Origin of the sequence: Streptosporangium sp. NBC_01755, from assembly GCF_035917995.1 — a bacterium.
In the GTDB taxonomy this organism is placed as follows: Bacteria; Actinomycetota; Actinomycetes; order Streptosporangiales; family Streptosporangiaceae; genus Streptosporangium.
The window spans coordinates 6,396,603-6,418,305 of record NZ_CP109131.1; the positions used below are offsets into that span (position 1 = coordinate 6,396,603).

Annotated in this window: 17 protein-coding genes and 1 riboswitch; of the genes, 7 read left to right on the forward strand and 10 right to left on the reverse strand. The window is 72.7% G+C overall.

Translation table 11 applies throughout. The features are described from left to right. Positions 1-47 precede the first annotated feature (47 nt). Genes OG884_RS30365 through OG884_RS30375 form a run of 3 tightly spaced genes read left to right on the forward strand, consistent with a single transcriptional unit; the run spans position 48 to position 4,109 of the window. On the forward strand, positions 48-2,183 hold the full coding sequence (locus OG884_RS30365) for a magnesium chelatase subunit D family protein (RefSeq protein ID WP_326638534.1): 2,136 nt from the start codon (positions 48-50) through the stop codon (positions 2,181-2,183). Between the two features lies 1 nt (position 2,184). Then, positions 2,185-2,787, forward strand: coding sequence for a cob(I)yrinic acid a,c-diamide adenosyltransferase (cobO, locus tag OG884_RS30370; protein ID WP_326638535.1), 603 nt, complete (start codon positions 2,185-2,187; stop codon positions 2,785-2,787). Beyond that, positions 2,781-4,109, forward strand: a complete 1,329-nt coding sequence (locus OG884_RS30375; protein WP_326638537.1) for a cobyrinate a,c-diamide synthase — start codon at positions 2,781-2,783, stop codon at positions 4,107-4,109. The genes cobO and OG884_RS30375 overlap by 7 nt, the downstream gene beginning before the upstream one ends. 154 nt (positions 4,110-4,263) lie before the next feature. Here the strand turns inward: OG884_RS30375 and cobN are convergent, their stop codons facing one another. Beyond that, complete coding sequence (gene cobN, locus OG884_RS30380; RefSeq protein ID WP_326638539.1) at positions 4,264-7,947, reverse strand: cobaltochelatase subunit CobN; 3,684 nt, start codon at positions 7,945-7,947, stop codon at positions 4,264-4,266. 176 nt (positions 7,948-8,123) lie between these two features. Further along, positions 8,124-8,326, reverse strand: a riboswitch (cobalamin riboswitch). A gap of 74 nt (positions 8,327-8,400) precedes the next feature. On the opposite strand from cobN, the gene OG884_RS30385 reads away from it, so the two are divergent. Genes OG884_RS30385 through OG884_RS30395 form a run of 3 tightly spaced genes read left to right on the forward strand, consistent with a single transcriptional unit; the run spans position 8,401 to position 12,160 of the window. Next, complete coding sequence (locus OG884_RS30385; RefSeq protein ID WP_326638541.1) at positions 8,401-9,933, forward strand: precorrin-3B synthase; 1,533 nt, start codon at positions 8,401-8,403, stop codon at positions 9,931-9,933. Then, positions 9,930-10,556, forward strand: a complete 627-nt coding sequence (locus OG884_RS30390; RefSeq protein WP_326638542.1) for a precorrin-8X methylmutase — start codon at positions 9,930-9,932, stop codon at positions 10,554-10,556. The genes OG884_RS30385 and OG884_RS30390 overlap by 4 nt, the downstream gene beginning before the upstream one ends. Before the next feature lie 5 nt (positions 10,557-10,561). Continuing rightward, a complete protein-coding gene (locus tag OG884_RS30395; protein ID WP_326638544.1) occupies positions 10,562-12,160 on the forward strand; it encodes a precorrin-2 C(20)-methyltransferase in 1,599 nt (532 codons plus the stop codon). On the opposite strand, the gene OG884_RS30400 is transcribed toward OG884_RS30395, so the two are convergent. The 8 genes from OG884_RS30400 to tnpA all read right to left on the reverse strand — a co-directional run bounded on the left by OG884_RS30400 (position 12,148) and on the right by tnpA (position 18,627). Beyond that, positions 12,148-12,888: a cobalt-precorrin-6A reductase gene (locus OG884_RS30400; protein WP_326638546.1), complete on the reverse strand. Its 741-nt coding sequence runs from the start codon at positions 12,886-12,888 to the stop codon at positions 12,148-12,150. The genes OG884_RS30395 and OG884_RS30400 overlap by 13 nt on opposite strands. A gap of 40 nt (positions 12,889-12,928) precedes the next feature. After that, positions 12,929-13,678 carry a precorrin-4 C(11)-methyltransferase gene (gene cobM, locus OG884_RS30405; protein WP_326638548.1) on the reverse strand — a complete coding sequence of 250 codons (750 nt, stop codon included), beginning with the start codon at positions 13,676-13,678 and terminating at the stop codon, positions 12,929-12,931. After that, the gene (cbiT, locus tag OG884_RS30410; protein ID WP_442811562.1) at positions 13,675-14,376 is read right to left on the reverse strand and encodes a precorrin-6Y C5,15-methyltransferase (decarboxylating) subunit CbiT; all 702 of its coding nucleotides are present in this window, start codon (positions 14,374-14,376) and stop codon (positions 13,675-13,677) included. The genes cobM and cbiT overlap by 4 nt, the downstream gene beginning before the upstream one ends. After that, a complete protein-coding gene (locus OG884_RS30415; protein ID WP_326638550.1) occupies positions 14,369-14,785 on the reverse strand; it encodes a pyridoxamine 5'-phosphate oxidase family protein in 417 nt (138 codons plus the stop codon). The genes cbiT and OG884_RS30415 overlap by 8 nt, the downstream gene beginning before the upstream one ends. Before the next feature lie 220 nt (positions 14,786-15,005). Continuing rightward, on the reverse strand, positions 15,006-16,565 hold the full coding sequence (locus tag OG884_RS30420) for an MFS transporter (protein WP_326638552.1): 1,560 nt from the start codon (positions 16,563-16,565) through the stop codon (positions 15,006-15,008). Then, positions 16,565-17,242, reverse strand: coding sequence for an LppX_LprAFG lipoprotein (locus tag OG884_RS30425; protein WP_326638554.1), 678 nt, complete (start codon positions 17,240-17,242; stop codon positions 16,565-16,567). Before OG884_RS30425 ends, OG884_RS30420 begins: the two co-directional genes overlap by 1 nt. Before the next feature lie 59 nt (positions 17,243-17,301). Then, positions 17,302-17,877, reverse strand: a complete 576-nt coding sequence (locus tag OG884_RS30430) for a MarR family winged helix-turn-helix transcriptional regulator (protein WP_326638555.1) — start codon at positions 17,875-17,877, stop codon at positions 17,302-17,304. Between the two features lie 321 nt (positions 17,878-18,198). Then, entirely contained in the window at positions 18,199-18,627 is a 429-nt protein-coding gene (gene tnpA / locus OG884_RS30435; protein WP_326638556.1) for an IS200/IS605 family transposase, read from the reverse strand. A 33-nt stretch (positions 18,628-18,660) separates the two neighbouring features. Between tnpA and OG884_RS30440 the strand changes: the two genes are divergently transcribed. Further along, a complete protein-coding gene (locus OG884_RS30440) occupies positions 18,661-19,812 on the forward strand; it encodes an RNA-guided endonuclease InsQ/TnpB family protein (protein ID WP_326638557.1) in 1,152 nt (383 codons plus the stop codon). Positions 19,813-19,873: 61 nt separating this feature from the next. Here the strand turns inward: OG884_RS30440 and OG884_RS30445 are convergent, their stop codons facing one another. After that, positions 19,874-21,280 (reverse strand): aminopeptidase P family protein, encoded by a 1,407-nt coding sequence (locus OG884_RS30445; RefSeq protein WP_326638558.1) that lies wholly within the window; start codon positions 21,278-21,280, stop codon positions 19,874-19,876. Positions 21,281-21,703: the final 423 nt, after the last annotated feature.

The following is a 21,703-nucleotide window of genomic DNA, read 5'->3' on the forward strand; positions in this document are numbered from 1 at the left end:
GTTCGGCGGGTCGGGTACGTCAACAGGATCTCGCAGAAAGAAACCTCGTGATCGGTGCCTATCCGTTCAGTGCCGTCGTCGGTCTCGACGACCTCAAGCTCGCGCTGACACTCAACGCGGTCTCCCCACGGGTGGGTGGTGTGCTGGTCCGAGGGGAGAAGGGGACCGCCAAGTCCACGATCGTCCGCGCGCTCGCCGCACAGCTCCCCGCGGTCAAGGTGATCGCCGGCTGCCGCTTCTCCTGCGACCCGGCCGAGCCGGATCCGGCCTGCCCCGACGGCCCGCACGGCGCGGGCGAGAGTGGGCAGGAGCGTCCGGCCGCGCTGGTGGAGTTGCCCGTCGGCGCGTCGGAGGACCGGCTGGTCGGCGCGCTCGACATCGAGCGCGCGCTCACCGAGGGGGTCAGAGCGTTCGAACCCGGCCTGCTCGCCGCCGCGCATCGGGGTGTCCTCTACGTCGACGAGGTCAACCTGCTGCACGACCATCTCGTGGACCTGCTGCTCGACGCCGCCGCGCTCGGCACCTGCTTCGTCGAGCGCGAGTCGGTCTCGGTACGGCACGCGGCGCGGTTCCTGCTGGTCGGCACGATGAACCCCGAGGAGGGCGAGCTGCGGCCACAGCTTCTGGACCGGTTCGGGCTGACCGTCGAGGTGCGGGCGTCCAGGAATCCGGACGAGCGGGCCGAGGTCGTACGGCGCCGCCTGGCCTTCGACGCCGATCCCGCCGGGTTCGCCGCCGGGTGGGCGGGACAGGAGGCGGACCTGGCACGGCGGATCGCCGAGGCCAGGGAGCGGGTCCCGAAGGTCGTGCTGCCCGACGCCCGGCTGCGCCAGATCGCGGCGGTGTGCGCGGCCTTCGAGGTGGACGGGCTCAGGGCCGATCTGGTCACGGCCAATGCCGCCATCGCGCACGCCGCCTGGCGCGGCGGCGCCGAGGTCACGGCCGAGGACGTACGCGAGGCGGCTCGCCTCTCGCTGCCGCACCGCCGCCGCCGCGACCCGTTCGACGCGCCGGGCCTTGACGAGTCCCGCCTCGACGACCTCCTGGCGGAACACGGCGGCGACGACCCGGACGACCCGGACGGAGGGCCGAGCGGTTCCGGCGGTCCGGGCGATTCGGGCGGTTCGGGTGGTTCGGACGGTCCGGTGAACTCAGGGGACGGTCCCGAGACCGGCTCCGCGGAAAGTCCCGCGCGTGATGGTTCCGGTGCGGGTGGCCCGCACGGGGGCGCGGACGGCGATGGCGTGGACGGCGGTGGTTCGCACAACGGCGGTTCGCGCGACGGTGATTCCGGGACCGGTGCCTCCGATGTCCCGGATGCCTCCGACGGGATCGGCGCCTCGCCGGACCGTCCCTCCGCCGAGCGGGTGATCGCCGCCGCCGAACCGTACCGGGTGCGCCCCTTCCAGGTGCCGGGCCTGGGTGACGGCGCCTCCGGACGGCGGTCGCGGGCCCGCACTTCCAACGGGCGGACCACCGGATCGCGGGTTCCCGCCGGGCGGCTCCAGCGGCCGCACCTGTCGGCGACGCTCCGCGCCGCCGCGCCGTACCAGCGTGAGCGCGGACGCACCGGCCCCGGCCTGCTGGTCCGTGACACCGACCTGCGCGAGGCCGTCCGCGAGGGCAAGGAGGGCAACCTGGTGCTCTTCGTGGTGGACGCGAGCGGTTCCATGGCGGCCAGGCAGCGCATGCGCGAGGTCAAGGCGGCCGTGCTCAGCCTGCTGCTCGACGCCTACCAGCGGCGGGACAAGATCGGGCTGATCACCTTCAGGGGATCCACGGCGGATCTGGTGCTGCCCCCGACCTCCTCGGTCGAGGTCGGCGCGGCGCGGCTGCGGGAGCTGCCGACCGGCGGCCGTACCCCGCTGGCCGCCGGGCTGCGCCGGGCCGCCGAGGTGCTCAGGGTGGAGCGGCTACGCGACCCCACCAGGAGGCCGCTGCTCGTGGTGGTCACCGACGGCCGGGCCACCTCGGGGTCCGACCTGGCGGCCACCGCCGCGCTGCTCGCCGGTACGGCGGGTGTCGTGGTCGACTGCGAGAGCGGTCCGGTACGGCTCGGCCTGGCCCTCGACCTCGCGGCCAGGCTGGGCGCGCCCGCCGTGAGGCTCGACGCGCTGGCGGCGGGCGGCGGGCTCGGCGGGCTCGTCCGTGACCACCGGACCGACTACAGGAAGGCGGGCTGAGATGCCGCAGGGCAAGCCGGAGACGGTGCCCGAGGACGGGCTCACCACGCGTCAGCGCCGCAACCGGCCGCTGCTGATCGTGCACACCGGGCCCGGTAAGGGGAAGTCCACCGCGGCCTTCGGGATGGCGCTGCGCGCCTGGAACCAGGGCTGGCCGGTCGGGGTGTTCCAGTTCGTCAAGTCGGCCAAGTGGCGCATCGGTGAGGAGCGGGCGCTCGTGGTGCTCGGCGAGTCCGCCGAGGGCGGCACCGTGACCTGGCACAAGATGGGCGAGGGCTGGTCGTGGATCCAGCGGCCGGGCAGCGAGGAGGACCACGCCGCCGACGCCCGCGAGGGCTGGGAGCAGATCAGGCGCGACCTGGCCGCGGAGACCTACCGCTTCTACGTACTCGACGAGTTCACCTACCCGCTGAAATGGGGCTGGCTGGACGTGGACGACGTGGTCGCCACCCTGGTCGCGCGGCCGGGCAACCAGCACGTTGTGATCACCGGCAGGGACGCCGACCCGAGACTGGTCGAGGTCGCCGACCTGGTGACCGAGATGGGGAAGGTCAGGCACCCGATGGACGCCGGGCAGAAAGGCCAGAAGGGCATCGAATGGTAGTGCCGCGACTGGTGATCGCCGCGCCGTCCTCGGGCAGCGGGAAGACCACCGTCGCGACCGGCCTGATGGCGGCACTGCGCACGCGGGGCCTGCGTGTCTCACCGCACAAGGTGGGACCCGACTACATCGACCCCGGCTACCACGCGCTCGCCACCGGGCGCCCCGGCCGCAACCTCGACCCCTGGCTGACCGGTGAGGACCGGGTCGCGCCGCTCTTCCTGCACGGCGCGCGGGACGCCGACATCGCCGTGGTCGAGGGGGTGATGGGCCTGTACGACGGCGCCGGGAGCGAGGACTTCGCCTCCACCGCGCACGTGGCCCGGCTGATCGGTGCGCCGGTGGTCCTCGTGGTGGACGCCGCGCGGCAGGGCAGGTCCGTGGCCGCGCTCGTGCAGGGCTTCGCCTCCTTCGACACCCGGGTACGGCTGGCCGGGGTGATCCTCAACCGGGTCGGCTCGCGGCGGCACGAGGAGATCTGCCGCGCCGCGCTGGACGAGAGCGGCATCTCCGTACTGGGCGTGATCCCGCGCGTGGACGGCGTGGCCACCCCTTCACGCCATCTCGGGCTGATCCCGGTGGCCGAGCGCAGCGGGGACGCGGTGGCGGCGGTGGAGCGGATGGGCGCTCTGGTCGCCGACTCCTGCGACCTCGAAGAACTGGTGGCCCTGGCGCGCTCGGCGCCGCCGCTGCCCGCGGATCCCTGGACCCCGGCCTTCGCCGGGGCCGCGCCCCCCTACGGCAGGCGGCCGGTCGTGGCCGTGGCGGGCGGGGCGGCGTTCACCTTCGGGTACGCCGAGCAGGTCGAGCTGCTCGCGGCGGCGGGGGCCGAGGTGGTGACCTTTGACCCGCTCAGGGACGAGCGCCTACCGGAGAACGCCGGTGCCGTCGTCATCGGCGGTGGCTTTCCCGAGATGTACGCGGCGGAGCTGTCCGCCAACGAGCCGCTCCGCCACCGGGTGGCGGCCTTCGACGGCCCGATCGTCGCCGAGTGCGCCGGGCTGCTCTACCTGGCGCGCGAGCTCGACGGCCATCCCATGTGCGGAAGGCTCGACATCACCGCGACGATGACCGGCCGGCTCACGCTGGGCTACCGCGACGCCGTGGCGACCGCCAAGTCCGTGCTCACCCGAGAGGGCGAGCGTTACCGGGGCCACGAGTTCCACCGCACGGCCACCGATCCCGGACACGCGACGCCACCGCTGTTCCGCTGGAAGGGCGCGGCCGACGGCTTCGCCGAGCCCCTTCTGGCCGCGTCCTACCTGCACCTGCACTGGGCCGGCAGCCCTGAGCTGGCTGAACGCCTGGTCGCGGCCATCGGTTGAACCCGCTCCTCGCGGGCTGGGCGGAGGCGTATGTTCGCGCCGGTCCGGCAGCCCCGAGTCGGGCGGAGGCGTACGTCCGCGCCGGTCCGGCAGCCCCGAGTCCGGCGGCCGTCGGCTGAGCCGTCCTGCCCTCGGGGGCGGCGTGGAAAGCGGGTCAGCGGTCCTCCAGGTCGCCCTCGACGGTGAGGTACGCCTCCCGTAGGGCCGTCATGATCTCGGGGTCGGGGTGCTTCCACATCTTCCTGTCGGCCGCCTCAAGCAGCCGTTCGGCGATGCCGTGCAGCGCCCACGGGTTCGACGCGGCCATGAACGCCCGGTTCTCCGGGTCCAGGACGTAGGCGGCGGCCAGCCTGTCGTACATCCAGTCGGCCATCACGCCCGTTGTGGCGTCGTAGCCGAACAGGTAGTCCACGGTGGCGGCCAGCTCGAACGCGCCCTTGTAGCCGTGCCTGCGCATCGCCGCCAGCCAGTTGGGATTGACCACCCTGGCCCGGAAGATCCGCGCGGTCTCCTCGTGCAGGGTCCTGGTCCGCACCGCGTCCGGGCGGGTGCTGTCGCCCACGTACGCGGCGGGTGCCCGGCCGGTGAGCGCCCGCACGGTGGCGATCATCCCGCCGTGGTACTGGAAGTAGTCGTCGGAGTCGGCGATGTCGTGCTCGCGTGTGTCGACGTTCTTCGCGGCCACCGCGATCCGCCGGTAGGCGCTCTCCATGTCCTGCCGCGCCGGTGTCCCGTCGAGGTCGCGGCCGTAGGCGAAGCCGCCCCAGACCGCGTACACCTCGGCCAGGTCGGCGTCGTCGCGCCAGTTTCCGCTCTCCATCAGCGGCAGCAGGCCCGCGCCGTAGGCGCCAGGACGGGAGCCGAAGATCCGCAGGGTGGCCCGCCGCTCGTCGCCGTGCGCGGCCAGGTCGGCTTCGGCGTGCGCCCGCACGTAGTTCTCCTCGGCGGCCTCCGCAAGGCCCGCGACCAGCCGTACGGCGTCGTCCAGCATGGTGACGACGTGCGGGAAGGCGTCCCTGAAGAACCCGCTGATCCGTACGGTCACGTCGACGCGGGGCCGGCCGAGCTCGGTGAGCGGGACCGGTTCGAGGCCGCTGACCCGGCGGGACGCCTCGTCCCACACCGGCCGCACGCCGAGCAGCGCGAGCACCTCCGCCACGTCGTCGCCCGCCGTGCGCATGGCGCTGGTGCCCCAGACCGACAGCCCGACGCTGCGCGGCCACTCACCGGTGTCGGAGCGGTACCGCTCCAGCAGGGAGTCGGCCATGGCCTGCCCGGTCTCCCACGCCAGCCTGCTGGGCACCGCCCGGGGATCGACGGAGTAGAAGTTCCGCCCGGTCGGCAGCACGTTGATCAGCCCGCGCAGCGGCGACCCGCTCGGCCCGGCGGGGACGTAACCGCCGTCGAGCGCGTGCAGCACCGCGCCGATCTCGTCCGTGGTCCTGGCGAGCCGGGGCACGATCTCCTCGGCTGCGAACCCGAGCACCTTCTCCACGGCGGCCAGGACTCCGGGGGCGCGGTCATTGGCGGCCAGGACTCCGGGGGCGCGGTCATTGGCGGCCAGGACTCCGGAGTCGTGGTCACTCCTGCCGGCGAGGACGGACGCGGTGACGGGGGAGACGGCGAACGGGTCCCAGCCGCGCTCCTCCATGCCCTCGACGAGGGCGCGGGCCAGCGACTCGGCCTCGTCCACGCTCACCCTCGCGGCGCCGCCGTCCTCGGCCAGGCCGAGGGCCTCACGAAGGCCGGGGAGTGCCTCCTGACCGGCCCAGATCTGGCGGGCGCGGAGCATGGCCAGCACGAGGTCGACGCGGGCCTTCCCCTCGGGGGCGCTGCCGAGCACGTGCAGGCCGTCGCGGATCTGGACGTCCTTGACCTCGCAGAGCCACCCGTCGACGTGCAGCAGGAAGTCGTCGAACCCGCTGTCCTGCGGCCGGTCGTCGACGCCCAGGTCGTGGTCGAGCCTGGCGGCCTGGATCAGCGTCCAGATCTGCGCCCGGATGGCCGGCAGCTTGGCCGGGTCCATGGCCGCGATCGAGGCGTGCTCGTCCAGCAGCTGCTCCAGCCGGGCGATGTCGCCGTAGGTCTCCGCGCGGGCCATCGGCGGCACCAGATGATCGACCAGTACGGCGTGCGCCCGCCGCTTGGCCTGCGTGCCCTCACCGGGGTCGTTCACCAGGAACGGGTAGACCAGCGGCAGATCGCCGAGCGCCGCGTCGGGGCCGCAGGAGGCCGACATCCCCGTCGACTTGCCGGGCAGCCACTCCAGGTTGCCGTGCTTGCCGACGTGCACGATCGCGTGCGCGCCGAAGTCGTCGGCCAGCCACCGGTAGGCGGCCAGGTAGTGGTGGCTCGGCGGCAGGTCGGGGTCGTGGTAGATGGCGACCGGGTTCTCCCCGAAGCCTCGCGGCGGCTGGACCATCACCACGAGGTTGCCCGCGCGCAGCGCGGCCAGCACGATCTCGCCATCGGGATCGCGGCTCCGGTCGACGAACAACTCGCCCGGCGGCGGCCCCCAGTGCGCCTCGATGTCGCGGCGCAGGTCCTCGGGCAGCGTCTCGAACCACGCCCGGTAGCGCGCGGCCGGGATCCGCACCGGGTTCGCGGCCAGTTGCTCCTCGGTGAGCCAGTTCTGGTCCTGGCCACCCGCCGCGATCAGTGCGTGGATCAGCGCGTCGCCGTCCTGCTCCGCCACGCCGGGGAAACCGTCCCCGAGGTCGTACCCGGCCTCCGCCATGGCCGTGAGCAGCCTGACCACACTGGCCGGGGTGTCCAGGCCGACCGCGTTGCCGATCCTGGCGTGCTTGGTCGGGTACGCCGACAGCATCACCGCGATCCGTCGTTCCGGCGCTCGGACATGCCGGAGCAGGCCGTGCCGTACGGCGATGCCGGCGACGCGCGAGGCCCGCTCGGGGTCGGCCACGTACACGGTCAGGCCCTCGTTGTCGACCTCCTTGAAGGAGAACGGCACGGTGATGATCCGCCCGTCGAACTCGGGGATCGCCACCTGGGAGGCGGCGTCGAGCGGGGACAGGCCGTCGTCGTTCTCCCGCCAGGCGTCCCTTCCCGTGGTCAGGCAGAGGCCCTGCAGGATCGGCACGTCCAGCTCGGCGAGCGCGCCGACGTCCCACGCGGAGTCGTCCCCGCCCGCCGAGGCGGTCGCCGGGCGGGTGCCCCCGGCGGCGAGCACGGTGACCACCAGGGTGTCCGCGGCTCGGAGCGTGTCGAACAGGCCGGGCTCGGCGGTGCGGAGGGAACCGCAGTAGACGGGCAGGGCCTGGCCACCCGCGTCCTCGATGGCCAGGCAGAGCGCCTCGACGAAGGCGGTGTTGCCCGCGACGTGGTGCGCGCGGTAGTAGAGCACGCCGATGACGGGGCCCTCGGTGCGCCGTGCGACGCGTTCGAGGGGGCCCCAGCTCGGGGTGGGCACGGGCGGCGCGAAGCCGTACCCGGTGAGCAGCACCGTGTCGGAGAGGAAGGCGTGCAACTGGGCCAGGTTCGCGGGGCCGCCGTGCGCGAGGTAGGCGTGCGCCTCGGCGCAGACGCCGCCGGGCACCGTGGACAGCTCCATCAGCTCGGCGTCGGGGGCCTGCTCGCCGCCGAGGATCACGACGGGCCGCTGGCCCGCGAGCAGCGCGTCCAGCCCGTCCTCCCATGCCCGCCGTCCGCCGAGCAGTCGCACGACCACAAGGTCCGTGCCCTCGGTCAGCGCGGGCAGGTCCTCGGCGGACAACCTCGCCGGGTTGCCGAGCCGGTAGTCCGCGCCGCTCGCCCGCGCGCTGAGCAGGTCGGTGTCGGAGGTCGACAGCAGCAGGACGCAGGGCGGCGCCGAAGGCATGGGCGGCGCCGGCGACACGGGCGACACGGGTGACACAGCGGCCTGCGACGCGGGTGGCGCGGGAGATCGGGGGGTGGGTGACACGGCGGCCTGCGACGCGGGCGACACGGGGGATCGGGGGGTGGGCGGCACGGAGCGCATGGAGAAGTCCTCCCTCGGGGTCCTCGCCCCGGGTCGTCGTCATCGCGACGGCAGGAGTCTCCTGGCTCCCGGATCAACGCTCACCCCGGCCTTCCCGTCCGTTGCCGGACCGTGGCCTTCGGTGGGGTTCGCTCCCCGGTTACAGTGGCGGGACCGCGCCGGTTTCACACCGGCTTCCTCCCTGCGCCGTCGCCTAGGGTCACACTATGCCAGGCGGACATCCGTAAAGAAATGGGAGCTACCATCCACTGCGTGTCAATAACTGACCCTCCCGGAAGAACCCGGACAGACGCGTGTCCCGGAGCGCTCCAGGTGCATGCTGCGGCCGATGGCGGCCTGGCGCGGATCCGGGTTCCCGGTGGGGCGCTCACGGCGCGTCAGCTCCGCGTGGTCGCCGCCGCCGCCCGGGAGCTCGGATCCGGCGTGATCGAGCTGACCTCCAGGGCGAACCTCCAGGTACGCGGCCTGCCACCGCAGCACGGCGAGCCCCTTCCCGCCGTGCATCCGTCACGCGACGACGCGCACGCCCCGGACGGTGAGTCTTCTCCGGTCGGGGTTTCCGTACGCGGTGACGTGGGCGTTCCGGACGGTGAGTCTTCTCCGGTCGGGGTTTCCGTACGCGGTGACGTGGACGGTGACACGCGCGTTCCGGACGGCGGGCGGCGGCTTTCCCCGGCACCTGACTTCGCCGCGCGGCTGGCCGCCGCCGGGCTGTTGCCGTCGGCCACGCACGAGCGGGTACGTAACATCGTGGCCTCCCCCCTGGCCGGGCGGGCACCCGCGAGCATGCTCGACGTCCGTCCGCTCGTGTCCGAGTTGGACGGGGAACTCTGCGCCCGGCCCGCGCTCGCCGACCTGCCCGGTCGGTTCCTGTTCGCGCTCGACGACGGCTCGGGCGACATGGTGGCTCTCGGCGCGGACGTCACGCTGCTGCCGGTCGATCCGGCGGACGCCTCGGTGGACGTCTCCGAGGTGGCGCTGCTGCTCGCCGGTGCCGACCACGGGCTGCGCACGCCCGTCTCCTCCGCCGTCACCGGTATGCTCGCGGTCGCCGAGGCGTTCCTGGCCGAGCGCGCCGAGCAGGGGGCGGGCGCGTGGCGGCTCGCCGAGCTGACCGACGGCCCAGGCCGGGTCTCGGCCCGCGCGCTCAGGGCGGAACCGGATCTGCGCCAGGCCGCCGCCCCCGCCGTACGGCGGGGGCGGACCGTGCACGGCGGCACGGTCGGGGTCATCGCGCAGCGTGACGGAAGGTCGGCCCTCACCGTTCTCGCCGCGCTCGGGCGGCTCACGGCGGCCCAGCTGGAGGTGCTCGCCCAGGCGGCCGAGCACGGCGGGGGAGAGGTCCGGGTGACACCGTGGCGGACGATCGTCGTCCCCGATCTGCCGTCGCCGGAGGTCGACGGCCGGCGGGCGACGCTCACGGCCGCGGGCCTGGTCGGCGATCCGGCGTCGCCGTGGCTGGGCCTGACCGCCTGCGCCGGCCGCCCCGGATGTGCCAAGGCCCTCGCCGACGTTCACGCCGACGTCCATGCGGGTGTTCACGCCGACGTCCACACCTACATCCACGCCGACATCCACGCGGGTGTTCACCCGAACGCCGGCGACACCGGCTCCGAGGCCGGTGCGGACGGTCCTGACGACGTCCACCCCTCGCGAGGCCTCACCCGTGCGCTCCCCGTGCACTGGTCGGGCTGTGAGCGGCGGTGCGGACGCCCGCGCGGCCGGGTCGTGGACGTGGTCGCGACCGGAGACGGATACCGCGTCGAGGCGGACGATGTGAGCCGTACGTTCGCCGACGCCGAGCAGACGAGCGCCGCGGTGGCGGCGACCAGAGAGGGAACGTGATCGACTACATCAGGGACGGGGCGGAGATCTACCGCCGCTCCTTCGCCACCATCCGCGCGGAGACCAACCTGGGCGGCATGCCGCCGGGCGTCGCCCAGGTCGCGGTCCGCATGGTGCACGCCTGCGGCATGGTCGACCTCGTCGACGACCTCGCGTGGTCGCCGGGAGTCGTCACGGCGGCGCGCGAGGCGCTACGCGACGGCGCGCCCGTGCTGTGCGACGCCATGATGGTCGCCTCCGGCGTCACCAGGCGACGGCTTCCGAAGGACAACGAGGTGATCTGTACGCTCGGCGACCCACGGGTCCCGGAGCTGGCACTGCGGCTGGGCACCACCCGTAGCGCCGCGGCGCTGGAACTGTGGCGCGACCGGCTCGACGGCGCGGTGGTCGCGATCGGCAACGCGCCGACCGCGCTGTTCCGCCTGCTCGAACTGGTCGAGGAGGGTGCCGGACGCCCGGCCGCGGTGCTGGGCGTGCCTGTCGGCTTCATCGGGGCCGCGGAGTCGAAGCTGGCCCTGGCCGAGCATCCGGCCGGACTCGACCACCTGGTGGTCCACGGCCGCAGGGGCGGCAGCGCGATGGCGGCGGCCGCCGTCAACGCGATCGCGAGCGAAGAGGAGTGAGCGGGTTGAGCGGGGATCTCGGGTGCCTGTACGGGGTCGGTCTGGGGCCGGGAGATCCGGAGCTGGTGACGGTGAAGGCGGCCAGGCTGCTCGGCGCGGCCGACGTGATCGCCTACCACAGCGCCAGGCACGGGCGGAGCATCGCCAGGTCGGTGGCCCTGCCCTACCTGCGGGGAGACCAGGTCGAGGAGGCGCTGATCTACCCGGTGACCACCGAGACCACCGACCACCCCGGCGGATACCAGGGCGCGCTCGACGACTTCTACGCCGACTGCGCCGTGCGGCTGGCCGCGCACCTGGACGCCGGGCGCGACGTGGTGGTGCTCTGCGAGGGCGACCCGCTCTTCTACGGCTCCTACATGCACATGCACAAGCGGCTCGCGCACCGGTACCCGACCGAGGTGGTGCCGGGGGTGACCTCCGTCAGCGGGGCCGCCGCGGTGCTCGGCCGCCCGCTGGTCGAGCGGGACGAGACGCTGACCGTGCTGCCCGGCACGCTCCCGGCGGACGTGCTGGCCGAGCGGCTGGCCGCCGCCGACTCGGCCGCGGTGCTGAAACTCGGCAGGACCTTCGAGAAGGTCCGCACCGCCTTCGCCGAGGCCGGTCGCCTCGACGACGCCTGGTACGTCGAACGGGCCACCACCGGTAAGCAGCGCATCGAGCCGCTGGCGGACGTCGACCCGGCGTCGGTCCCGTACTTCTCCCTCGCCCTGCTGCCCAGCCCGCTCACACCTCTGACGGCGGAGACCACGGGCGACCACCGTCAGGAGGCCTCCCGCGACCCGCTCACAGCCCGGGCCGACACCACCCCGCTCCTGGCGGAGGCCGGGGACGGGCGGCCGGAGGCCGGGGAGGGGCGGCGCGGCGAGGTTGTCGTGGTGGGGCTCGGCCCCGCCGGGCGGCCGTGGCTGACCCCCGAGGCGCAGGACGCCCTCGCCTCGGCCGACACGCTGGTCGGCTACGGGCCCTACCTCGACCGGGTGCCCCCCAACCCGCGCCAGCGCCGCCACCCCACGGACAACCGGGTCGAGGCCGAGCGCGCCGCGCACGCGCTGGAGCTGGCCGTCGCCGGATCACGGGTGGCCGTGGTCTCCTCGGGAGATCCGGGGGTGTTCGCCATGGCCAGCGCGGTGCTCGAGGTCGCGTCCGAGCCGAGGTTCGCCGACGTCGACGTGCGCGTGCTGCCCGGCCTGACCGCCGCGCAGGCGGTGGCGAGCCGGGCGGGGGCTCCGCTCGGCCATGACTTCTGCGTGCTGTCGTTGTCCGACCTGCTCAAGCCGTGGGAGGTCGTCGCGGATCGGATCACCGCCGCCGCCAGGGCCGACCTGGTGCTGGCGATCTACAACCCGGCCTCGCGGAGCCGTACCTGGCAGGTGGCCGCCATGCGCGACCTGCTGCTCGAACACCGGTCGCCGCACACGCCCGTCGTCATCGGACGGGACGTCGGCGGCCCGCGGGAGAGCGTCCGCGTCGTCGAGCTGGCCGGCCTCGACCCCGCCGAGATCGACATGCGCTGCCTGCTGATCGTGGGCTCGTCCACCACCCGGCTCACCGAGCGTGGTGGACGGCCCGTCGTCTACACCCCGCGCCGCTATCCCAGCTGAGATTCCACCCAGGCCGCGGCCTCCTCGGCGGTGCCGGTCAGCGGGACGCCGCCGGGGATCGGCGGCCGCCGTACGATGACCACCGGAATCCCCAGCTCCCGCGCGGCGGCCAGCTTGGCGGTGGTCATCTCGCCGCCGCTGTCCTTGGTCACCAGCACCTCGACGCGGTGCTCGCGCATCAGCTCCAGCTCTCCGCGCAGGGTGTACGGCCCACGGGAGAGCACGATCACCGTCCGGCCGGGCAGCGGCGGCTCGGGCGGATCGACGGACCTGGCCAGGAACCACAGGTCAAGACCGGTGAACACGGCCAGGCTGCGGCGGCCGGTGGTGAGGAACACCCGTTCCCCCAGACCGGGCAGCAGACAGGCGGCGGCCTCAAGCGTGGGCACCCAGCGCCAGTCGTCGTCCGGACCCTGGTGCCAGCCGGGACGGCGCAGCACCAGCAGCGGCACCCCGGTGCCCGTGGAGGCCGCGACGGCCGAGGCGGTCATCCGCTGGGCGAACGGGTGGGTGGCGTCGACGACCACGTCGATCGCGTGCTCTCGCAACCAGGCGGCGAGCCCCTCGGGGCCGCCGAATCCACCCTCGCGTACCTCACCGACCGGGAGCCTGGGGTTGGCCACCCTGCCCGCCAGGGAGGAGACCACTCGCAGATCCGGCCGCCCGGCCAGCCGGGCGGCCAGTGCCCTGGCCTCCGCGGTGCCTCCCAGGATCAGCAGGCGTCTCATCGGCCGCTCACCTTCGCCCCGCGGAGCGGGTTGTCGCCGGTCAATCCCGGCACCTGTCCGCCGAGTAGAGGTGGCTGTCGGGGAACGCCGAGGCCGTCAGCACCCGCCCGACCACGATCACGGCCGTGCGCAGTACCCCGGCGGCTCTGACCCGCTCGGCGACGTCGGCCAGGGTGCCCCGCAGGATCACCTCGTCGTCCCGGCTCGCCCGGGCCACCACCGCCACCGGGCAGTCGGCGCCGTAGGAGGGGAGCAGCTCCGTGACGACCGCCTCGATCCGCTGCACGGCCAGGTGCAGCACCATGGTCGCCCGGCTCGCGCCGAGCGTGGCCAGCTCCTCGCCCTCCGGCATCGGCGTGGCACGCGCGGACGTACGGGTGAGGATGATCGACTGCCCGACTCCCGGCACGGTGAGCTCCCGCTTCAGCGAGGCCGCCGCGGCCGCGAAGGCCGGGACGCCCGGCACCACGTCGTACGGGATGCCGAGCGCGTCCAGCCGCCGCATCTGCTCGGCCATCGCGCTGAAGACGGAGGGGTCGCCCGAGTGCAGCCGGGCGACGTCCAGTCCGGCCGCGTGCGCGCCGGCCATCTCGGTGATGATCTCATCGAGGGTGAGCCCGGCCGTGTCCACCAGCCGTGCCCCGGGCGGGCAGTCGTCCAGCAGCTCGCGCGGTACCAGCGACCCGGCGTACAGGCACACCGGGGACGAGGCGATCATCCGCAGACCGCGCACCGTGACGAGGTCGGCGGCTCCGGGGCCCGCTCCGACGAAGTGCACCCTGGCCGTCAAGACTCCTCCTCCTTGACCGATGACCAGACGGTCACCGGCATCATCGTCCGCCAGCCGGTGAAGCCGCCGACCGGGGCTGCGCGGCCGATCGCGAGGCGTACCAGGTCTCCGCCGTGCCTGCCGTACCAGTCGGCCACGACCGCCTCGGACTCCAGGGTCACCGCGTTGACCACCAGCCTGCCGCCCGGCCTGAGCGCCGCCCAGCAGGTGCTCAGCACGCCGGGGGCCGTCGCGCCGCCGCCGACGAAGACGGCGTCGGGCACGGCCAGGTGGGCGAGCGCCTCGGGGGCCGCTCCGACGACGATCTCCAGATCGGGCACCCCCAGGGTGGCCGCGTTGCGCGCGGCCCGCTCCGCCCGGTCCCGGCGGCTCTCCACCGCGACGGCCCGGCACGCGGGATGGCAGCGCATCCACTCGATCGCGATGCTCCCCGCGCCCGCGCCGACGTCCCACAGCAGCTCGCCGGGGACGGGCGCCAGGCGGGACATGGTGACCGCCCTCACCTCGCGCTTGGTCAGCTGCCCGTCGTGCTCGAACGCCTCATCCGGCAGCCCGGGGACGCGGGGGAGCGGGACCACCCCGATGTCCCCCGGGCCAGGTATCGCCTTGGACGTCGCCTTGGACGTCGCCTTGGACGTCGCCTTGGACGTCGCCTTGGACGTCGCCTCGGACGTCGTCTCGGACGTCGCCTCAGACATTGCCGAGCACCTGGGTGACCCGGATCTCAATCACGACACGTTCGGGGTTCACCCGGGGCGCGCGGTAGCGCAGCGCGTACCGGCGCTCGGCGTCGGCGACCTCCTCGGGGGTGTCCCGGAGCACCGCACGCCCTTCCAGGGTGGACCAGCGCCGCCCGTCGACCTGGCAGACGGCGGCCGGCACGCCCGCCGGACCCCCGGCGGCCACCAGCCGGGCCTTGTACGACCCGCGCGAGGTGATCACCCGGGCGATCGCCGTGCCGGCGTCGAGTGTCACCCCGACGGGCACCACGTGCGGCGTCCCGTCGGAACGGACGGTGGTCAGCGTGCACAGGTGCCGCTCACGCCAGAAGGCGCCGAACCCTTCGCCGAGTCCGGCCAGGTCCGGCCGCGTGGCCCCCACAAGCATCACGTCACCCCAAGTAGTCGTCGGTGCGTTCACCGATGAATCGAACCCCGTGCGTACCGTCGCGGGATGCTCCCTCCCGGTGCCGGGTGGGGCGCGCCGCACGTCACCCGTGGCGGGGCCAGAGTGTAGTCGGAGACGAAGGCGGCGGCCGAGACCAGGTGCCTTCACAGCGGGCCGATCACGGTGTGGGCGTAGCCGCCGGGCTGTTCCGCCGCCCGGGTCAGACCGGGTCCGCGGACCCGGATCCGCGCGGCGGCAGCAGCAGCGCGACCAGCACGCCCACCCCGCACAGGGCGGCGGTGATCAGGAAGATCTCGCTGTACTCGGTGTGCAGCGCCGCCCTGACCTTGCCCTCGTACTCGGCGAGCCGGGTGGCGTACACGGCGGGCTCCACGCCGAACGGCAGCGGCGTGTCCAGGTCGGCGGTGAGGGACTGGAAACGGTGGAAGCCCCACGCCGACAGCCCGGCGACGCCGAGCAGCATGCCCATCATCCGGGCCACGACCACCGCCGCCGAGGCCACCCCGTGCTGGGCGGAGGGGACGGCGCGCAGCACCGCGGAGGAGACCGGCGCGATCACCAGGCCGAGGCCCAGGCCGGCGACGATCAGATCGGCGTCCATGCGGTATCCGGCCGAGGCGAGGTCCAGCGGCCACTGGCCGATGCGCACGTATCCGATCGTGGCCAGTGCCAGCCCGATCACCGTCACCGTGCGCTCGCCGTACCGGCGGGCCGCCGGCCCGCCCGCCAGGGCGGCCACGGAGAGCGCGAGGAGGAAGCGCGACAGCACCAGGGCGCCGTCCAGGGTCTCCAGCCGCAGCAGAGTCTGGGCCGACAGTTGCACGTCGACCAGGGTGACGAGCAGCGCGGCGCCGGTCAGGAAGCTGACGCCGAGCGTGGCGAAGAACGGGCCGCGCAGCACCCCCGCCATGTCGATCAACCGGGTTTTGGCACGTATCTCCCAGACGACGAAGACGACGCCGGACACGACGCCGGCGACGATCATCGGCAGGCCCCACGGCGGGAGGACCGACCCGCTCGGGTCGGGGTTGTAGAGACCCGCCACGAGCAGGCCGAGCGCGAGGGCCAGCAGCAGCCCGCCGACCACGTCGACGCGGCCGCCGCTCCCGCCGGCCCGGTCACGGGCGGGCGGCGGCACCGACCGCTGTACGGCGATCGCGGCCAGGGCAACCAGCGGGATGTTCAGCCAGAAGATGGACCGCCAGCCGCCGAGCTGCACCCCGCCGAGCTGGAGGGTGGGCGGGATCAGGGTGGCGAGGGCCGCGCCGTACAGGGGGCCCAGCACGCTGCCGAGCTCCTGGGCCGACCCCACGGCGCCGAGTGCCACCGGGCGTTCGTCCTCATCCCACAGGTCTCCGATCAGAGCCATGGTGATGGGCAGCAGCGCGCCGCCCGCGACCCCCTGCAGGGCCCGCCCGGCGACCAGCCAGGGCACCGTCTCGCCCAGCGCGGTGACCACCGAGCCCGCCGCGAAGCCCGCCAGGCAGAGCTGGATGAGCGGGCGCCTGCCGTAGCGGTCGGAGAGCTGGCCGAGCAAAGGCATGGCCGCGATGTAGCCGAGCAGGAAGCCGGTGACGATCGGGGTGGCCCGCTCCATGTGGTTGAGCGGGACGTCGACGTCCTTGGCGATGTCGATGAGGACCGTGACCACGACGTACGCGTCCAGCGCCGCCAGCAGTACCGCGGTACCGCCGACGCCGAGAGCGACCCGCCGCCGGGCCGCACGGCCGCCGCCCGTAACGGCGGTGCGGGTCACCATCACTGGGCCGGGGCGGTGACCTGGACCGGGACGTCGTAGTCGCCGAAGAGCACGATCACCTTGCCGCCGGTCAGTGGCAGATCCGCCTTGAGCAGGTGGCTGGTGGCCTTGTCGATCCAGAGCGTGCCGTCGACGCTCTGCGCGAGGCCGGGCACCATCGTGGCGAGCACCTGCTGGGAGAGCGTCGCCGAGACCCGGTAGGCGTCGGCGCCGTTCACCTTCTCGGCCGCCTGGGTCTTCGGGTCCAGCGCGTTGCTCAGCAGCTGTACGACGCCCTTCTCCGGGTTGAGGATGGCGGACGGGTCGTAGATCGCCGCCAGCTGGCTCCGCGACATCTTCTGGAAGCCTCCGGTCACCCCCTTGAAGTGGACGGTCTCTCCGATCAGTACGAAGCTGATCTCCTGGAGACTGCCCGCCACGTCGATCTGGATGGTGCCGTCCGCGTCGCCGGTCCCGCTGAGGCGGCCGGAGGCCTTCTTGACCGGTACCGGGGGGGCGCCCTCGGTCTCCATGGAAAAGGTCGCGGACTTCACGGCACGTGTCGCCTCCGCGGACTTCTTGACCAGTTCGGCTCCGCTGGGAAGAGCCGCCGTGGCGTCGGAGGCGCCGCCGCTGCAGGCGGTGACCAGGGAGCACGCGGTGATCACCGCGGCGATGAAGATCCGGCGAGCTGACATGGGCGGATCGTAACGACAGTGCGGTCTACTAAGGGAGTACGGGCGGTATCGGTTTCGCGTCAGCGGATGTTTTTGAGATGCTCCACCACCGGAGCGTAGGCGGTTTCCAGCTCGATCAGCTGATCGTCGGTGAGCAGGTCGATGAAGTGCCGGCGCACGCTGGCCACGTGGTGCGGCGCGACCTTCTTGATGGTGTCCCAGCCCTGTTCGGTGAGGACGGCGAAGGTGCCGCGCCTGTCGTCGGCGCAGGTCTCCCTGGCGACCAGGCCGGCGGCCTCCATCCGGGAGATCTGGTGTGACAGCCGGCTGCGGGACTGGATCGTGGCGTCCGCCAGATCGCTCATCCGCATGCGGTGGTCGGGGGTCTCCGACAGGTTCACCAGGATCTCGTAGTCGTTCACCGAGAGCCCGAAGGGCTGGAGTTCGCGGTCGAGGCGGTGTTCGAGGAGCTTGTGCACGGCGAGGTGGGCACGCCACGCCCGCTGCTCGATCGGCGACAGCCAGCGGTGCCTCTCGTCGTTCACCGGTCGCTCACCACTCTCGTTCCCCGCGGCGGCGGCGGTCGCGGTGACTTCGGCGGATCCATCTCCCGGCCGTCCGCTCCGCCCGCCGGGCGGAGCCTGCTTCAGGGGCATGGATCAGAACCTACCTCAGAAGGCATCGATCACTCGTGGTAGGTGGTGTGATGTCCGGTGAGCCCGAGTCGGCGACCGGTCAGGAAGGCGTCCACAGGGACGCGCCCTCACACCTTCCTGAGGGACTACCCGTGAGGCCGCGCCGGCGACTGGACTGAGGAGAGCGGGGTTGCGAGGAACGAGCGGCCCCGGTCGACGAGGGAAGGAGCCGGGTCTGAGCGGCCTCACCGCGACGCGTTAGCGTCGCATTCAACAAGATCTAGCCAGGAATCCCGGCCGTTCAGGGCCGGGAGGAATGGCTTCCCTTCCTGCGTCCGGACGTTAGTCCGGGCGTTTCTGGCTCTCGATGTACTCGCCGATGATCTCCAGTGGTGCGCCGCCGCATGAGCCGGCGAAGTACGACGGCGACCACAGGTGACCGTGCATGATGTGCCGGTCGATCCGGCCGGTGAACTCCTTGCGCAGGTAATGCGCCGAGACGCCCTTGAGTCGGTTGACCAGAGTCGAGATCGGCAGCTTGGGCGGATAGTGCACGAGCAGGTGCACATGGTCTTCTTCGCCGTTGAACTCCCGCAGGGCCGCGCCGAGCTGGGCGCACACCTCCCGCATGACCTCCTCGCAGCGGGTGAGCATCGCATCATTAAGGACGTCACCCCGGTACTTAGTGACGAAGACAAGATGAACATGAAGGTTGTAGACGACGCTACGACCCCTCCTCACATCAGGGTCTGCTTCCCATCGAGGTGACATAGACAAGATGATACCCATGATAAAATCCTGGGGATGAAGCTGGTCGTGCAGGTGAAGCTGCTCCCCGACGCCGCCACCGAGGCGGCGCTGCGGGAGACGCTGACCCTGTGCAACCGGGCCGCCAACCACGCATCCCGCCGCGCCTTCGACACCGGCACCAAGAACAAGACCTCCCTTCAGCGCCTCGTCTACGGCGACCTGAAGGCCATGGGCCTGTCCGCGCAGCCCGCCATCCACATCACGCGGAAAGTCGCCGGGGCCTACGCCACCCTGAAGGCCAACCTGAAGGCCGCAAACCACGGCCCGAACGGTTCCACGCGGCGCACCAAGGCCGAGAGCAAACCGATTCGGTTCCGCAAGGACGCCGCGCAGCCCTACGACGACCGGTGCCTGTCCTGGCAGTATGACGCCCGTACGATCTCGATCTGGACCGCGCGCGGACGCTTTGGCCGCATCCCCTTCGCCTGCTCGCCCGAACAGATGAAGTTGCTGACCGCCTACCGCAAGGGCGAGTCCGACCTGGTGTTTCGGGGCGGCTCCTGGTACCTGTACGCCACCTGCGAGGTGCCCGAACCCCAGACCTTCGAGCCCGACGGGTTCCTCGGCGTGGATCTCGGCATCGCCAACATCGCCACCACATCCGATGGCATCGCCCACGCCGGCAAGCACCTGAACCAGGTACGGCACCGCAACCGGCGGCTGCGCCGACGCCTGCAATCCAAGGGCACCAAGGCCGCCAAGAGGCTCCTGCGCAAGATCTCCGGCCGGGAAGCGCGCTTCGCGGCCGACACCAACCACCGCATCTCCAAGACCATCGTGACCGAGGCGCAACGCACCTCGCGCGGCGTCGCCCTGGAAGACCTGGGCGGCATCCGCGCAAGGGTACGGCTCCGCAAGCCCCAGCGGGTCACGCTGCACTCTTGGAGCTTCCACCAGTTCGGCTCCTTCATCGCCTACAAGGCGGCCCGGGCCGGGGTTCCGGTGGTGTACGTGGACCCGGCCTACACCTCGCAGGGGTGCTCGGCATGCGGCCACGTCTCGAAGAAGAACCGGCCCGATCAGGCCACCTTCCGATGCATGTCGTGCGGCTTCGCTGAGCACGCCGACGTGAACGCGGCCCGCAACATCGCCGTGCGCGGTGTCACGGGCTGGGCAGTGAGTCACGCTGCCGACGACGCGGCCTGAACCGTGCACCCCATGCACGGTGAGGAGCTACAAGCTCGGCCCTTCAGGGCCGAGAAGCTGACTACCGCATCCACTTCTCGATCTCGTCCGGGTGGCGGGGCAGTCCCGCCGACATGAGGCGGGCGCCGTCGGCCGTGATGACGAGGTCGTCCTCGATGCGCACCCCGATGCCGCGCAGCTCCGGCGGCAGCGTCAGGTCGTCGGGCTGCAGGTAGAGGCCGGGTTCGACGGTCAGCACCTGCCCCTCCTCCAGTACGCCGTCCAGATAGACCTCCGCGCGGGCCCTGGCGCAGTCGTGCACGTCCATGCCGAGCATGTGGCCGCTGCTGCACAGCGTGTAGCGGCGGTACAGGCCGCTGCCCGGCTCCATCGCCTCGTCCGCGCTGATCTTCAGCACACCCCAGTCACGCAGTCCCTCCGCGATGACCCGCATGGCCGCACCGTGGAAGTCGCGGAAGCTCGCACCGGGCCGCAGGACGGCGATCGCCGCCTCCTGGGCCTCGTACACCAGCTCGTAGACCTGGCGCTGGACCGGGTTGAAGCGCCCGGACAGCGGCAGGGTCCTGGTGATGTCGGCTGTGTAGAGGTGGTCGGTCTCCACGCCCGCGTCGAGGAGGAGCAACTCGTTCTCGTTCAGCCGCCCGTCGTTGCGGATCCAGTGCAGCACGCACGCGTTGGCGCCGGAGGCCACGATGCTGTCGTAGCCGACCGCGTTGCCTTCCAGGCGGGAGCGGAGGCCGAAGATCCCCTCCAGGTAGCGCTCGCCGCGCCGGTGCCCCAGGGCGGCGGGCAGGGCCCGCACCACGTCCTCGAATCCGCGCGTGGTCGCGTCCACCGCGAACTGCAGTTCCGCGATCTCCCAGTCGTCCTTGAGCAGCCGCATCTCGGACAGGAACGTCTCCAGCTCCTCGTCCCCGTCGCCGGGCGCGACCCGCCTGTCCACCGACGCGTCCACCCCGCGCAGCACCCGCGCGGACCCGCCGAGCACGTCGTCGAGTCTGTCGATCGGCGCGCAGGCGATCTGGTGCAGCGCCTCCGCCTCGGCCAGGTCGGGGCGGCGGCCGACCCAGAACTCGCCGTGGCGGCGGTCGCGGTAGAACTCCTGCCCGGCCTGCCCCGGCTCCGACCGCGGGGAACGGGGGCGCAGGAACAGGGTGGCCTCCCCGGAGGGCTCGACGACCAGCACGTCGTCGGGCTCCTGGCCGCCGGTGAGATGGGCGAACGCGCTGTGCGCCCGGAACCGGTGGTCGCTGTCGTTGCTGCGTACCTTGAGCGTGCCGGACGGGATGACCAGCCGCTCGCCGGGGAAGCGGGCGGCGAGCGCGGCGCGTCGCTTGGCGGTGTAGGCGGCCTGCGGCAGCGCGGCCAGGTCGTCGCGGTGGGTGTCGGCCCAGCCGGTGTTCATGAACGCGGCGAGGGCGTCGGAGACCGGCAGGTCGTGGCTGCCGGTGTTGAGCTTCTGGGTCATTGTGTCCCCGGGCGCGAAGGTCTGTGGTTCCTCTCACGCTAGCCCGGAGCGGCAGCGCCCCGCACCTCCGCCGCCGGGGGGGCGGGGCGCTGCCGTGAAGCGCGGGTCAGCCCACCGGGACCTGATACTCCTTGGCCGGATCGGAGGTGGCGGCCTCCTTCTCGTTCGATGCGGTTGCTGTGGCGGATGCGCCCCGACTACGAGGTGTCGGCGGTGGTGCTGCTGCACGACGCGGACATGGGCACGCCCGCTCGACATCGTCGAGCTCACCCTGGCCCTCGACGCGGTTCGGCTGCTGCCCGTTACGCGGTTCGGCTGCTGCCCGTTACATGACAGTCACACCTTTTGCCGTCTTGGTGGCTTAGCGTGAGGCCCGATTGGGCAGAGAAAAGAGATACCCGCGCCCGGCTGAACCGAGGTGGT

Excerpts from the sequence above, each read along its gene's own strand:
- cobO (WP_326638535.1), top strand. The coding sequence starts at position 2,185 with ATGCCGCAGGGCAAGCCGGAGACGGTGCCCGAGGACGGGCTCACCACG.
- OG884_RS30375 (WP_326638537.1), top strand. The coding sequence starts at position 2,781 with ATGGTAGTGCCGCGACTGGTGATCGCCGCGCCGTCCTCGGGCAGCGGG.
- cobN (WP_326638539.1), bottom strand. The coding sequence starts at position 7,947 with ATGCCTTCGGCGCCGCCCTGCGTCCTGCTGCTGTCGACCTCCGACACC.
- OG884_RS30400 (WP_326638546.1), bottom strand. The coding sequence starts at position 12,888 with ATGAGACGCCTGCTGATCCTGGGAGGCACCGCGGAGGCCAGGGCACTG.
- cbiT (WP_442811562.1), bottom strand. The coding sequence starts at position 14,376 with ATGTCTGAGGCGACGTCCGAGACGACGTCCGAGGCGACGTCCAAGGCG.
- OG884_RS30415 (WP_326638550.1), bottom strand. The coding sequence starts at position 14,785 with ATGCTTGTGGGGGCCACGCGGCCGGACCTGGCCGGACTCGGCGAAGGG.
- OG884_RS30420 (WP_326638552.1), bottom strand. The coding sequence starts at position 16,565 with ATGGTGACCCGCACCGCCGTTACGGGCGGCGGCCGTGCGGCCCGGCGG.
- OG884_RS30425 (WP_326638554.1), bottom strand. The coding sequence starts at position 17,242 with ATGTCAGCTCGCCGGATCTTCATCGCCGCGGTGATCACCGCGTGCTCC.
- OG884_RS30430 (WP_326638555.1), bottom strand. The coding sequence starts at position 17,877 with ATGCCCCTGAAGCAGGCTCCGCCCGGCGGGCGGAGCGGACGGCCGGGA.
- tnpA (WP_326638556.1), bottom strand. The coding sequence starts at position 18,627 with ATGTCACCTCGATGGGAAGCAGACCCTGATGTGAGGAGGGGTCGTAGC.
- OG884_RS30440 (WP_326638557.1), top strand. The coding sequence starts at position 18,661 with ATGAAGCTGGTCGTGCAGGTGAAGCTGCTCCCCGACGCCGCCACCGAG.
- OG884_RS30445 (WP_326638558.1), bottom strand. The coding sequence starts at position 21,280 with ATGACCCAGAAGCTCAACACCGGCAGCCACGACCTGCCGGTCTCCGAC.